The sequence below is a fragment of the Winogradskyella ursingii genome, from assembly GCF_013403975.1.
Taxonomy (GTDB): Bacteria; Bacteroidota; Bacteroidia; order Flavobacteriales; family Flavobacteriaceae; genus Winogradskyella; species Winogradskyella ursingii.
This window is the reverse complement of sequence record NZ_JABFDH010000002.1, coordinates 312,485-326,877: the sequence shown is the minus strand read 5'-3', so window position 1 is coordinate 326,877 and position 14,393 is coordinate 312,485. Positions and strand designations below refer to the sequence as shown.

Sequence of the window (14,393 nt, the reverse complement as noted above, 5' to 3'; positions counted from 1 at the left end):
GATAAAGCATGATTTTAGAAATGAAAGTACCTTCGCCAGGCGAGTCTATTACAGAAGTAGAAATTGCCGAGTGGTTAGTGCAAGATGGAGATTACGTAGAAAAGGACCAGGCGATAGCCGAAGTTGATAGCGACAAGGCAACTTTAGAATTACCAGCAGAGGCGAGCGGAACAATAACGCTTAAAGCTGAAGAAGGTGATGCAGTTGCTGTTGGAGCGGTAGTATGTTTAATAGATACAAGTGCAGAGCCAGATGCAGATGCAACCACAACCTATGATGGTGGTGATGAAGGCAGCAATGAAAAAAATGTCGAGAAAGAACTAAGAGAAGAACAAAACGAGACCAAAGATACGGGTGCAAAAGCACCTAACCCTGCTGATGGTAAAAAGGCATCTGGCATAGCAAGCCCTGCCGCTAAAAAAGTACTTGCTGAAAAAGGGGTGGATGCTAAAGATGTCCCGGGAAGTGGTAAAGACGGTAGAATTACAAAAAATGATGCTGTAAATGCTGTTCCATCCATGGGTACACCAACTGGTGGCAATAGAGGTACATCACGAAGCAAAATGTCCATGTTACGTCGTAAAGTAGCAGAGCGTTTGGTGGAAGCAAAGAATACAACGGCCATGTTAACTACTTTTAATGAAGTAGATATGTCACCTATTTTTGAATTACGTAAACAATACAAAGAAGACTTTAAGTCAAAACATGGTGTAAGCCTAGGATTTATGAGTTTCTTTACATTGGCAGTTGTGAGAGCATTAAAACAATATCCTGCGGTCAATTCTATGATTGATGGTAAGGAAATGATTACTTATGATTTTGTAGATATTAGTATTGCGGTTTCAGGGCCAAAAGGTCTAATGGTACCGGTAATTAGAAATGCCGAAAACCTATCTTTTAGAGGTGTTGAATCTGAAGTAAAACGTCTTGCCTTAAAAGCTAGAGATGGTAAAATTACGGTAGATGAAATGACAGGTGGTACATTCACCATCTCAAATGGTGGTGTGTTTGGAAGTATGCTGTCTACACCTATTATCAACCCACCTCAAAGTGGAATTTTAGGCATGCATAATATAGTAGAAAGACCTGTAGCAATAGATGGCCATGTAGAAATTAGACCAATCATGTATGTTGCATTGTCTTACGATCACAGAATTATTGATGGTAAAGAATCTGTCGGTTTCTTAGTGGCCGTTAAAGAAGCATTGGAAAATCCAACGGAATTACTGATGGATAATGATGTAAAGAGAGCATTAGAAATGTAATTGTTTCGATTATAAAAATCTAAAAAGCGCAATTTTCTTAAAATTGCGCTTTTTTTGTTCTTCTAAAAAAAGAAGAATTAACTAACTAAAATTAACTAAAAAAATTAACTGCAATATTTGCTGATATAACAATTACAGAACTCACTATAAGTAATATTAAAAACAATTTATCGCTTTTAGTGGCATTGTCTTTCATTCTTTCCATATTCTTGAATTTTTTAAGGTTTTAAAAAAAGCTCTGAACTAAAAATAATTCAGAGCCTTTAAGAACTTCATTTGAGGCTTTGATTAATAGCACTGTAAAATTGCCAATAATTATAAAGCCATACTATACGTAACTTTACGTATTTTTAGATTTTAGGTATAAAAAAAGCCCTGAATTTTCATCCAAGGCTTAAGTAATCCCCTAAGAACTAATTAATAGCTCGTTATTAACCCTAATTAATAACAGTGTAAAGATGTGGAATAACTGAGTGCAATACTATACGTAACTTTACGTATTTTTTTAAAAGTTTGGTTATTGGTCTAGGAACTCAGAGTTTTCTTTGGCCCAAATCAATAAACTATTCTGTTTGCTCTCTAGTTTTAATTTTCTAATTATGTTGCTTTTATGTTTTTCAACCGTTCTTGGTGAAATGGAAAGTGTATCTGCAATCTCTACGCCTGTTTTGTTTTCAGAGATCATCTTCACAATGCGTAATTCGTGATCAGTAAGTGTGTCTAAATGCTTGGGTAGTTCTTTTACTTCAAGAAATTTTAGCAATTCAGGGCTAAAATATTGCTTGCCTTTAATCACAGAATCAATGCAGTTTTCAATCTCTTCTAATGCAAACTCTTTAAGAACATAGCCATAAATACCTAGATTTTTTGCAGCTAGATAGGTTTTTTCATCTTTTTCAAAAGTGATGAGGACAATTTTGGTAGGTAGATTATCAGCTTTGCACTTTTTTGCAATTTCCAAACCGGAATAAAAGGGCATTTTTATATCTAAAATAGCTATATCAGGAACGTGAGCTTTAATCAGCGTGAGTGCCTCTTTACCGTTTTTGGCACTAGCTAAAACGTTATGGTCATTTTCGTTCAAAAAGTCGTGCAAACCTTTGAGGACCAAAGGATGGTCATCTGCAATTATTATAGACGGATTCATTTTGCTATTAATCTAAGAATAAAGATAGCAAGAAAACTGATGTTAAAAAATTCCTACAGTTTTAAATACAGATATTTCTTTTGGTAATCAATTACAGCTTTGCCTTTTTTCAAAATATCCGCACCTATAATGCCATCTACAGGGTCAGCATCATGATTAATTAGACCATTATTAACATGTATAAGATTGAATAATATTAAAGCTACGCGATTCTTTTTCCACTTTCCGATTTTTAGTTTGTTTGAGTTGGAAATCTGCGTTAGCATATCGGAAGCACCTGCGCCAACGGCTTTAATTTCTGAATCTTTTACTTTGAGGTTAAAACGTTCAATTGCTTCAAAACCTACGCAACTATTTGAAGCACCTGTGTCTAAAATAAACCGTCCTTTTATACCATTGATACTTGCCTTAATTTCAAAATGATTGGTTTTTGTGAATTTTAACTTCACTTTAGAATAACCTTTTTCCAGTAGAAAATCTTTTAGTGTTTCCATATTCAGATTTTAGGTAAATATAATAAACCAAGCGCCTTTAAACCATTATTTTTGCAATATGATTATTACAGATACACATACACATTTATATAGTGAGTCCTTTGATGATGACAGAAAGGCAATGATTGAAAGAGCGATAGAGGTAAATGTAAAACGTTTTTTCATTCCAGCAATAGATTCAACATACACTAACGCTATGCTTCAGCTTGAAAAAGACTTTCCCAAAAACATTTTTTTAATGATGGGATTGCACCCAACTCACGTCAAAAAGGAGAGTTATAATAATGAATTGAAACATGTTGAAGATATGCTGGCTTCAAGAAAATTCTATGCTGTTGGCGAGATAGGTATTGATTTATATTGGGACAAGACAACTTTAGATCTACAGGTTAAAGCTTTTAAACATCAAATTCAACTTGCTAAAAAATATAAACTTCCTATTGTCATTCATTGCAGAAATGCTTTTGATGAAATATTTGAAGTTCTTGAAAGTGAAAAATCTGACGATTTGTTCGGGATATTTCATTGTTTTACGGGTACTTTTGAGCACGCACAAAAAGCGATTTCCTATAACATGAAATTAGGTATAGGCGGAGTGGTGACATTCAAGAATGGAAAAATAGACCAATTCATTAATCAAATAGATTTAAAACATGTTGTTTTAGAGACCGACTCGCCATATTTGGCACCAAAACCATATCGTGGAAAACGAAACGAAAGTTCCTATATATATAAGGTATTGGAAAAATTATCCGAACTTTACGAGATTAGTGAAGAAAAAGTGGCTGCAATCACAACTGAAAATTCAAAAAAAATATTCGGCATATAGATGAACAAAAAACCGAACATTCTCTTAATATACACAGGTGGTACCATCGGAATGATAAAAGATGCGGATACAGGTTCCTTAAAGTCTTTCGATTTTGAAAACATTCTAACTAAAATTCCTGAATTAAGGCTATTGGATTGCGACATTGAAACAACGTCTTTTGAAAAACCGATAGATTCGTCCAATATGAATCCAGAATATTGGATTGATATAGCAAAAATCATTGAATCTAATTATGATAATTCAGATGGATTTGTAGTGCTTCATGGTAGTGATACCATGAGCTATTCGGCTTCTGCATTAAGTTTTATGTTAGAAAATCTAAATAAACCTGTCATTTTTACTGGCTCACAACTACCAATAGGAGACTTAAGAACCGATGCCAAAGAGAACTTGATTACATCCATCCAAATGGCTTCGTTGCAAAAAAATAATGTTCCTATTATAAAAGAAGTGGGACTTTATTTTGAGTACAAACTTTATCGTGGCAACCGAACCACAAAAATCAACGCTGAACATTTTGAAGCTTTTGAATCGCTCAACTATCCACATTTGGCAGAATCGGGTGTGCATTTAAACGTTAATAAAGAGGCTCTTTTAAAAAATGATGGTTCAAAAGAACTAATTGTAAGAGTCAATATGGACACCAATATCGGTATTTTAAAATTGTTCCCAGGTATATCTGAACCTATAGTAAAAGCAGTTTTGAATACAGAAGGTTTAAAAGGATTGGTGATAGAAACTTACGGTTCAGGTAACGCCACTACGGCATCATGGTTTATAGACTTATTAAAAACTGCCTTAGATGGTGGGCTTCAAATTGTGAATGTAACCCAATGTGCTGGAGGTAGTGTTGCCATGGGTCAGTATGAGACCAGTTCAAAACTAAAATCCATTGGTGTAATCTCTGGAAAGGATATTACTACTGAAGCTGCCATTGCTAAACTTATGTACCTTTTAGGTGTGCAATTACCTTCAGAAGAATTTAAATCTGTATTTGAATTACCATTAAGAGGAGAAATGTCCTAAAATTAACGGCTTAAATTTTAGAGTTCAAAGTTTTTTTTGTTATTTGGCAGTCTTGTAGTTCTGTAAAAAAAATTAAAAGAGAGGTGGCCGAGTGGTCGAAGGCGCACGCCTGGAAAGTGTGTATACCTCAAAAGGGTATCGAGGGTTCGAATCCCTTCCTCTCTGCTTATATTTTACACAGTTATTACATATTTTTTTTTATCTTTAACACTTTAACTAATAAAATTAAGATTAAGAACAATGAAAAGATTATTTTCTATTCTCGCCATTACTTGTTTAATGGCTATCGGAACTGTTAACGCAAATGCAACAACAGTAGCAACAACGGCAACAACTGTTGCAAGTTTAACACAAGACGATGCGGAGGCACCAGCTGAAGAACTATCGTTTCATCAAGAATTAAAAAAGCGTTTTATTGAAGGTGGCCCAGGATTTATGGGTATTGTATTATTATGTTTAATTCTTGGATTGGCGATTGCAATCGAGAGAATTATCTTTTTAAACCTATCAACAACAAACACTAAAAAATTAACACAAAATGTAGAAGATGCACTAAACTCAGGTGGTATTGAAGCTGCTAAGGAAGTTTGTAGAAATACAAAGGGGCCTGTTGCTTCTATTTATTATCAAGGTTTAGATAGAGCTGACGAGGACATTGATGCCGCAGAAAAAGCTGTTGTAGCTTACGGTGGTGTGCAAATGGGCCAGTTAGAGAAAAATGTTTCTTGGATCTCATTATTTATCGCTTTGGCACCAATGCTTGGTTTCATGGGTACGGTAATTGGTATGATTCAGGCGTTTGATAAAATTGAAGCTGCTGGTGATATGCAACCTTCTTTAGTTGCAGGTGGTATTAAAGTAGCGCTTTTAACAACAGTATTTGGTCTTATCGTTGCAATTATCCTCCAAATTTTTTACAACTATATCATTGCTAAAATTGACAGTATTGTTAATGATATGGAAGACGCATCAATCACATTGATGGATATGTTAGTAAGATATAAAAGAAAATAAAAGAACCACACAATTATGAATTTACACAAAATATTAAAAATAGTTGCTGCCATTATTGGTCTTGTAGGCATCGTATCCTTAGTGAGAATTATCGCTGCAGGAGATGAGACTATAAAGTCCGGTGAAAATGCAGGCCTATTTGAGCCTATGGCAATAACAGCTTATGTTATTTTAGGTTTGACTGTGTTTTTTGTGGTGATTTTCGTTTTGAAAAATCTTTTCACAAATACAGCAACTTTAAAAAGCACTCTGATAGGAGTCGGAGCATTTGCTGCAGTATTAATCATCGCCTATGTTCTATCGGGTGGTGATGGAATGCAATACAAATTACAGGATGGTATGGCAACCGAAAGTCAATCACATTTGGTTGGTGCTGGTTTAATTGCCTTCTATATATTAATTGCAGTTGCAGCTTTAGCTATGATTTTTTCAGGTGCTAAAAAAATAACTAATAAATAATATATAATTATGGCAAAAAGAGCAGCACCAGAAGTAAACGCAGGTTCAATGGCTGACATTGCCTTCTTACTACTTATATTTTTCTTGGTAACAACTACTATAGAGAAGGATAAAGGATTGTTAAGAAGTTTGCCACCTATTGATGACTCTGAAGTTGAGCCACCTATTATTAAAGAAAAGAATATTTTTACGGTTTTAATTAACCGTAACAATCAACTCTTGGTAGAAGACGAAGAGATGAAGTTAACTAATTTAAAAGAGGCAGCAATTGACTTTTTGGATAATGGTGGAGGTACCAATGCGGCAGGCGAATCATGTACTTACTGTAAAGGTGATCGTTCAGAAAGTTCTTCTGACCACCCTGATAAGGCCATTATTTCGATGAAACACGATAGGGAAACGTCTTATGAAAAGTATATTGAGGTACAGAACGAACTCGTTGCAGCCTACAATTACTTGAGAGAACGTGAAGCGCAGCGATTGTTCAATAGGTCGTATCAATCGATGTTGGAGGAAAAAGAGAAGAATCAATTTAGTAAAGATGAAAAGCTAAATGATCAGATTGAAAGAATTAAGGATTTATATCCAATGAAACTTTCTGAAGCAGAACCAGATAAATCTTAAAATTTAAAAGTAACACATATGTCTAAATTTAGAAAAAAAGGAAAAGGAGAATTGCCAGCAATTTCAACGGCATCCTTACCAGATATTGTATTTATGTTGCTTTTCTTTTTTATGGTGGCAACTGTAATGAGAGATAGTTCTTTAATGATTGAAAACGTTTTACCAGCCGCAGATCAAGTTGAGAAACTTAAAAAAGATAGAACAATGTTTATCTATGCAGGTAAGCCTAGTGAATCTTTCAAAAGATTTGGTCAGGAGGCACGAATTCAAATCAATGACGCTTTTGTAGGAGTGGAGGATATACAATCTGCAGTGCTACAGGCTCAATCAGAATTAATTGAGGAATTACAGCCAAAATTTGTTGTAGGACTCAAGGTAGATAAGAAGACAAACGCAGGTTTGGTTTCTGATATCAAACAAGAATTGCGTGAAGCAAATGCATTAAAAATAATGTACATTACAAATACTAAAGTAGAAGAATAATCTCTTTATTTAATTTTATAAATGATTAACGTCCTGAAATATTTCAGGACGTTTTTTTATAGTTTAACTTCAAAGATTTTGTAGCTTTATGTGTATGAAAATTCGAATGTTTATTTTATTTTTTATCAATAGTCTTTGGAGTTTATCTCAGGGTACTAATAAGGATGTTTCAGAATTATACAATGCATACAGAGAAGATCAGTTCTACGCAGGAATTACCTATAACTTGTTAAACAATAAACCCAGCGGTGTTTCGCAAAATGGGTTTTCATCCGGTTTCCATTTTGGATTTATACGTGATATGCCTTTAAACGAAAGACGGAATAAGGCTATCGGTACTGGTATTGGTCTATCAACCAATTCTTACAATCAAAATTTACTTATTGATCAGATGGATAGGGTCACTACTTTTAAAGTTATAGATGAAAGTGAAATAAATGTATCTAAAAATAAATTTACTACTTATGTAGTAGAATTGCCTATAGAATTTAGGTGGAGAACATCCACAGCAACTGAATATAATTTTTGGAGAATATATTCAGGTTTTAAGTTTGGCTATATTGTCTATAATTCTACGAAATTTAAGAGTGACCAAGGAGATATTAAACTGTCAAATTTAGACGCATTTAATACACTCCAGTATGGCTTAACTCTTAGTGCTGGTTATGGCACTTGGAATTTTCATCTATATTATGGTCTTAATGACATTTTTGAGAACGATTCTAAACTAGAAGATAAAAATTTAGATTTAAAGTCTTTTAAAATAGGATTGATGTTCTATATCCTATAGCCAGAATGCCATTAAAATTAGTTGCGGTACGAGTCCTGTGAGGCTACCTATTATCAATTCAAAACTTGTGTGTGCGTTGAGATGTAATCTCGAAGTCGCAATAGCACCCATTATTATCACCAATAAGGCAATTGTGCCATTAATGTTTATTTGATAGTGAATTCCTAACGCAACAGCAAACATAAAAAAGCCCGATACTGCTATCATATGGATGCTAGCTTTCACTTTTAGCATTGCAAAGATCAAACAAATAATAGTAGAAATTAGAATACCTAAAAAGAAATAATAAAGTTCTACGATTTCGTTTATGGTAAGGACCCTTAACAAAATAAGTGCGGTTATAATACAATTTATAAATAAAGGTATTACACGTTCTTTGGTGCTCTTTAGATAAATCGTATCAACTTTGCGAATTGTTCTTAAAAGAAAAAATAGCAGAATTGGTAGTACGATAGTTAATATTGTAATAGAGAAAATTTTGGCCTTTACAATAGGTTCTGGGATAAACCGAGCTGTTTTAGAAAAGTAAAATAAAACACCAAGAATTGGCATAATGAGTGGATGAAAAACAAAAGAAATGCTTTTTAGAATAAAATTTTTCATCCAAACTCTATAAAATCTTTTTTCTAAGCCTTGCAACAGGAATGTCTAATTGTTCTCGGTACTTAGCCACCGTTCTTCTTGCGATAGGATAACCTTTCTCCTTTAGGATTTTTGCCAATGCTTCATCTGTCATCGGTTTTTTCTTATTCTCTTCTTCAATAACCGTTTCAAGAATTTTCTTTATTTCACGAGTTGAGACTTCTTCACCTTGGTCATTGGTCATGGATTCAGAAAAGAATTCCTTTATCAATTTGGTGCCATAAGGCGTATCGACATATTTACTGTTGGCAACTCTGGAAACAGTTGAAACATCCATTTCAATTTCGTCTGCAATATCTTTTAAAATCATTGGGCGAAGTTTGCGCTCATCTCCAGTTAAAAAATATTCTTTTTGATAATTCATTATAGAACTCATTGTCACAAAGAGTGTTTGTTGCCGTTGTCTTACAGCTTCAATAAACCATTTGGCAGCGTCGAGTTTCTGCTTAATAAACATGACGGCATCTTTCTGAGTTTTGGATTTTTCCTTGCTCTCCTTGTATCCTTTGAGCATGTTATTGTACTCCCTAGACACATGCAACTCGGGTGCGTTTCTTCCATTTAAGGTAAGTTCTAATTCGCCATCAACAATTTTAATGGCAAAATCCGGTACAACGTGTTCTACTATTTTGTTATTACCAGCGTACGAACCTCCGGGCTTTGGGTTAAGTCGTTCTATTTCTTCAACAGCACCTTTTAGTTGTTCTTCAGTAATGTTGAATTTCTGCATCAACTTCTTATAATGCTTTTTGGTGAATTGCTCAAAAGCCTTATCAATAATATTTGTAGCTAGCTCAACGTCAGGATGTTGTTCTTTGCGGTGCAACTGAATACTTAGACATTCTTGGAGATTGCGTGCCCCAACACCAGCTGGATCAAGTTGATGTACTTTTTTCAATACTTTTTCAATCTCCTCTTCTGTAGTGAACACATTTTGAGTAAACGCCAAATCGTCCGTAATATCAGAAAGAGACCTTCTTATATAACCACTTTCATCCACACTCCCTACTAAAAAGTAGGCTATTTCCTCTTCTTGTTCAGAAAGTCTAAACGTATTAAGTTGATTGGTTAAATGTTGCGTAAATGAAGTGCCAGCAGCATATGGTACACTTTTGTCGTCGTCATCTGCACTATAGTTATTAGCTCTTGTTCTATAATCTGGGATTTCGTCATCGCTCAAATATTCGTCTACATTAATATCTTCAGCTTCTATAGTCTCATTGTCGTTGTAATCTTCGGTATTGTCAAACTCATCAAAACTATCTTCTTTGGCCTCTGCTTCCTTGCCCGTATCCAATGCAGGGTTTTCTTCTAACTCTTGCTTTAAACGTTGTTCAAATGCCTGTGTTGGCAGCTGAATCAATTTCATGAGCTGAATCTGCTGTGGTGAGAGCTTTTGCGAAAGCTTAAATTGTAAAAATTGTTTTAAAGCCATTTAGTTTTTCTAATGATATAAAAATAACAAAAACCTATCAGCTTTTTGAAGCTTAACAGTTTTATGTCCAAATTAAAACTCTGCATTTTGAGGTGTTCTAGGATAAGGAATCACATCTCTAATATTGCCCATACCTGTTGTAAACATAACTAATCGCTCAAAGCCCAATCCAAAGCCAGAATGCACTGCTGTACCATATTTGCGCAAATCTAGATACCACCATAATTCTTCTTCAGGAATATCCAAAGCTTTCATTTTTTCTTTTAATACCTCTAAACGTTCTTCCCTTTGAGAACCTCCAACCATTTCACCTATACCTGGAAAAAGAATATCCATAGCTCTTACGGTTTTGCCATCTTCATTCAAGCGCATATAAAATGCTTTGATATTTGCTGGATAATCGAACAATATCACTGGACATTTAAAATGCTTTTCGACCAGGAAGCGTTCATGTTCAGATTGTAAATCTGCTCCCCATTCTTTAATTATATAGTTGAATTTTTTCTTTTTGTTAGGTTTACTATTTCTTAAAATATCAATCGCTTCTGTATAGCTAACACGTTTGAAATTATTATCAACAACAAATTTGATTTTTTCGATCAAGCTCATTTCGCTACGCTCATTTTGAGGTTTTGTTTTTTCTTCATCCAAAAGACGTTTTTCTAAAAACTCTAAATCCTCCTTATTGTTTTCGAGCACATAGCTTAAAACAGACTTCATGAAATCTTCGGCCAGATCCATATTTCCTGCTAAATCCATGAATGCAACCTCAGGTTCAATCATCCAGAACTCTGCCAAATGACGTGAGGTATTTGAATTTTCTGCCCTAAATGTTGGGCCAAATGTATATACTTTACCAAGCGACATCGCATAGGTTTCAGCTTCTAATTGTCCAGATACTGTTAGGTTGGTTTCCTTTCCGAAGAAATCTTCTTTATAATTTATAGTGCCGTCTTCATTTAAAGGTGGTTTTTTTGGGTCTAATGCACTTACTCGAAACATTTCGCCAGCACCTTCGGCATCACTACCTGTAATAATAGGTGTGTGCATATGATAGAAACCATTGTCATTAAAATATTTATGAACAGCGAAAGACAGTGAAGAACGCAAACGCATTACAGCGCTAAAGGTGTTCGTTCTAGTACGTAAATGAGCGTTTTCCCTTAAAAATTCGAATGAGTGTTTTTTTGGCTGAATTGGATATGTTTCAGGATCAGAATCACCAAGAATTTCTAAAGTTTTTACTTGAATTTCAACAGACTGTCCTTTGCCTTGGCTCTCAACTAATTCGCCAGTAACGCGTATTGCAGCACCGGTTGTGATACGCTTTAAAGTCGCTTCTTCAAAATTTTCGAAATCCAAGACACATTGAATATTATTAATCGTAGAGCCATCGTTGAGTGCTATAAAACGGTTAGCTCTAAAGGTTCTTACCCAACCTTTTATTGTAACATCCTGCAATGTGGCATCCTGTGAAAGTAACTCTGCTACGGTTTTCGTCATCATAAATCTATTATTTGAATACTGAGATAATTGTAATTGTTATTTTTTTAAAGGGTCAACATCTTCATCTTCTGAAGGGATAATGTCTATCGTTGGTTTTTTTAGTGTTTCCTTGTTAGCAATATTACGTTCAAGTGAAAGCAAAAGTGAAGGCAATAATAACAAATTTGACAACATTGCAAACAATAATGTCACAGAAACCAGTGCTCCTAGAGCAACCGTACCACCAAAACTCGAGATGGTAAATACAGAAAACCCAAAGAATAATACAATTGATGTATAAAACATGCTCACTCCGGTTTCTCGCAATGCAGCGTAAACTGATTTTTTGATCCTCCAATTATTGGCCTGCAATTCCTGTCTGTATTTTGCTAAAAAATGGATTGTATCATCAACTGAAATTCCAAATGCAATACTAAACACCAATATAGTCGAAGGCTTTATTGGCACTCCTACGTAACCCATAAGCCCTGCAGTAATTAACAATGGCAATAAATTTGGGATTAGAGAAACTATGATCATCCTAAACGAACGGAACATATATGCCATAAATAAGGCAATTAGTAAAATCGCTAAACTCAATGAAATCACTAAATTCCGTACCAAATATTTAGTCCCTTTTTGAAACACCAGAGCTTTACCAGTCATTGTTACATCGTAACGCTCTTCGGGAAATACTTTGTCTATCTTAGTTTGAAGATTTTCTTCAATACGCTCCATTTTATCCGTTCCAATATCCTTCATAAAAGTTGTGATACGCGCATATTGGCCAGTGCTATCCACAAAATTAGTAAGCAAATCCACATCGGACGATGAGTTTTTAGCATACGAAAGTATAAAGCTGTTTTCTTGGCTTGTTGGTAATTGATAATATTTTGGGTTTCCGTTGTAGTAAGCCTGTTTACTATATTTTACTAAACTTACGACTGAAATCGGTCGGGATAATTCTGGTGTTTCTAATATAAGTTCTTCCAATTCACTCATACGTTTGAGCGTACTGAGTTTCATAACGCCTTTTTTACGTTTGGTATCTACCATGATTTCTACGGGCATAATACCGTTGAATTCACTTTCAAAAAACCTAATATCTTTAAAAAACTCTGTGTTTTTTGGCATGTCCTCAATAAGACTTCCGGAAATTTTAATTTGGTGAATACCAATTAAACTTCCAATAAGAAGCAGAACTGCGGATATGTATATGGCAATTCTTTTATGTTTTACCATTTTCTCCATCCAATCGACAAAGCCGCCAATCCAACGTTTATTTAAATGCTCTAAATGACGCTCTTTGGGGTAAGGTGCAAAGGTGTAAATAATAGGAATTATAAAAAGGCATAAAATAAAAATTGATATAATGCTCAATGAGGCAACAATACCAAACTCTTTAAGTAACGTGCTTTCGGTAAAGATAAAAGTTGCAAAACCAGAAGCCGTGGTCACATTGGTCATGAGCGTTGCATTACCAACTTTAGTGATAACACGTTGCAGTGATTTTACCTTATTGCCATGAAGTTTAACCTCGCGTTGGTATTTGTTGATAAGGAAAATACAGTTAGGGATACCGATCACAATTATCAAAGGCGGAATTAATGCAGTCAATACTGTAATCTCGTACTTTAGAAAACCAATGATTCCAAAAGTCCACATCACGCCAACACATACTACAACCAAGGAAATAAAAGTGGCTCTAAACGACCTAAAAAATAAAAAGAAAATCAATGATGTAACCAAAAGTGCACCTGCAATAAAAATCGGAATTTCATCAACAATATTTTGGGCATTCAATGTTCTTATATAAGGCATGCCTGAAACACGAACGTCCATGCCTGTTTCAGTTTCAAAATCTGAAATTTTTGTTTCCAGATCATTAATGATAAAGTCTTTTCTGGCAGCCGTATTTACGATGTCTTTCTTAAGGTAAATAGCTGTACGGATGGTTTTGGTTTCCGAGTTGAACAGAAAATTATCGTAAAATGGATATTGCTTAAACAGTTCATTTTGAAGTTGATTGATTTCTTCAATTGATGTTATCGAATCTTTGATAAAAGGTTCAAGATCAAACTTTTCTTGATCACTGTTTTTAACTAATTTTTGAAGGTCTTTTATAGAGATGACCGTTTCAATTTCATCATAACTTTTAAACGATTCTGCGAGTGAATTCCATGCATTCAATTTTTCAACAGAGAATAAGCTAGAATCTTTGACACCTAAAACAATTAGATTGCCCTCTTCACCAAAAATGTTTAAAAAATTGTTGTAAGTAATATTAACCTCGTGATCGTCTGGCAAGAGATTGGCTTCAGAGTAGGTGAAGCGCATATGTTTCCATTGCGTACTAAACAAGAAAGTTGCCGCGACGATGGCAATAAGAATAAATATCTTATTACGCAAAATCAATCGCGCAAGTGCAGCCCAGAATCCTTTGGTTAAGAGTTTAAACATGTATTTGTAGTCATCCCTTTTGCTCGTAAACTAAAGGATTTTTATTAAATATGGTGTTTTGATGAAACAAAATAATAGTCCATTCGCAACAAGTGCAAAATGAGCCGCAAAGGTAGAAAAAAGCTAAGGATTTGTGTGAGGATTAATGGGAATATATACTTAAACAAAATAGACGTTAAATTTCAATAATTGAAGTTATCTTAAAAAGAAAGAAAATGAAGAAAATTAGCCCTAAGA

Annotated in this window: 14 protein-coding genes and 1 tRNA gene; 9 read left to right on the top strand and 6 right to left on the bottom strand. The window is 34.5% G+C overall.

The features are described 5' to 3' along the window. Positions 1-8: 8 nt before the first annotated feature. On the top strand, positions 9-1,265 hold the full coding sequence (odhB, locus tag HM983_RS05210) for a 2-oxoglutarate dehydrogenase complex dihydrolipoyllysine-residue succinyltransferase (RefSeq protein ID WP_179344338.1): 1,257 nt from the start codon (positions 9-11) through the stop codon (positions 1,263-1,265). 517 nt (positions 1,266-1,782) lie between these two features. Here odhB and HM983_RS05205 read toward each other — a convergent pair. Both HM983_RS05205 and HM983_RS05200 read right to left on the bottom strand, forming a co-directional pair. Continuing rightward, positions 1,783-2,412, bottom strand: coding sequence for a response regulator (locus HM983_RS05205; RefSeq protein ID WP_179344337.1), 630 nt, complete (start codon positions 2,410-2,412; stop codon positions 1,783-1,785). 53 nt (positions 2,413-2,465) lie between these two features. Further along, positions 2,466-2,906: a retropepsin-like aspartic protease gene (locus HM983_RS05200; protein WP_179344336.1), complete on the bottom strand. Its 441-nt coding sequence runs from the start codon at positions 2,904-2,906 to the stop codon at positions 2,466-2,468. Between the two features lie 58 nt (positions 2,907-2,964). On the opposite strand from HM983_RS05200, the gene HM983_RS05195 reads away from it, so the two are divergent. The 8 genes from HM983_RS05195 to HM983_RS05160 all read left to right on the top strand — a co-directional run bounded on the left by HM983_RS05195 (position 2,965) and on the right by HM983_RS05160 (position 8,134). After that, complete coding sequence (locus HM983_RS05195; RefSeq protein WP_179344335.1) at positions 2,965-3,735, top strand: TatD family hydrolase; 771 nt, start codon at positions 2,965-2,967, stop codon at positions 3,733-3,735. Next, positions 3,736-4,764: an asparaginase gene (locus tag HM983_RS05190; protein WP_179344334.1), complete on the top strand. Its 1,029-nt coding sequence runs from the start codon at positions 3,736-3,738 to the stop codon at positions 4,762-4,764. 77 nt (positions 4,765-4,841) lie between these two features. Beyond that, positions 4,842-4,929 (top strand) — tRNA-Ser (locus HM983_RS05185). Between the two features lie 75 nt (positions 4,930-5,004). Next, entirely contained in the window at positions 5,005-5,778 is a 774-nt protein-coding gene (locus HM983_RS05180; protein ID WP_179344333.1) for a MotA/TolQ/ExbB proton channel family protein, read from the top strand. A gap of 15 nt (positions 5,779-5,793) precedes the next feature. Continuing rightward, positions 5,794-6,237: a hypothetical protein gene (locus tag HM983_RS05175; protein ID WP_179344332.1), complete on the top strand. Its 444-nt coding sequence runs from the start codon at positions 5,794-5,796 to the stop codon at positions 6,235-6,237. Between the two features lie 9 nt (positions 6,238-6,246). Further along, positions 6,247-6,861 (top strand): ExbD/TolR family protein, encoded by a 615-nt coding sequence (locus HM983_RS05170; RefSeq protein ID WP_179344331.1) that lies wholly within the window; start codon positions 6,247-6,249, stop codon positions 6,859-6,861. 18 nt (positions 6,862-6,879) lie between these two features. Continuing rightward, on the top strand, positions 6,880-7,344 hold the full coding sequence (locus tag HM983_RS05165) for an ExbD/TolR family protein (protein ID WP_179344330.1): 465 nt from the start codon (positions 6,880-6,882) through the stop codon (positions 7,342-7,344). A 106-nt stretch (positions 7,345-7,450) separates the two neighbouring features. Next, on the top strand, positions 7,451-8,134 hold the full coding sequence (locus tag HM983_RS05160) for a porin family protein (protein WP_246277465.1): 684 nt from the start codon (positions 7,451-7,453) through the stop codon (positions 8,132-8,134). On the opposite strand, the gene HM983_RS05155 is transcribed toward HM983_RS05160, so the two are convergent. From HM983_RS05155 to HM983_RS05140, 4 genes are all read right to left on the bottom strand, one after another. Further along, the gene (locus HM983_RS05155) at positions 8,129-8,737 is read right to left on the bottom strand and encodes a hypothetical protein (protein WP_179344329.1); all 609 of its coding nucleotides are present in this window, start codon (positions 8,735-8,737) and stop codon (positions 8,129-8,131) included. The genes HM983_RS05160 and HM983_RS05155 overlap by 6 nt on opposite strands. A gap of 7 nt (positions 8,738-8,744) precedes the next feature. Further along, positions 8,745-10,211 carry an RNA polymerase factor sigma-54 gene (gene rpoN, locus HM983_RS05150; protein WP_179344328.1) on the bottom strand — a complete coding sequence of 489 codons (1,467 nt, stop codon included), beginning with the start codon at positions 10,209-10,211 and terminating at the stop codon, positions 8,745-8,747. Positions 10,212-10,283: 72 nt separating this feature from the next. Further along, positions 10,284-11,717, bottom strand: coding sequence for an asparagine--tRNA ligase (gene asnS / locus HM983_RS05145; protein ID WP_317166941.1), 1,434 nt, complete (start codon positions 11,715-11,717; stop codon positions 10,284-10,286). Between the two features lie 36 nt (positions 11,718-11,753). Beyond that, entirely contained in the window at positions 11,754-14,156 is a 2,403-nt protein-coding gene (locus tag HM983_RS05140) for an efflux RND transporter permease subunit (RefSeq protein ID WP_179344327.1), read from the bottom strand. Positions 14,157-14,393 lie beyond the last annotated feature (237 nt).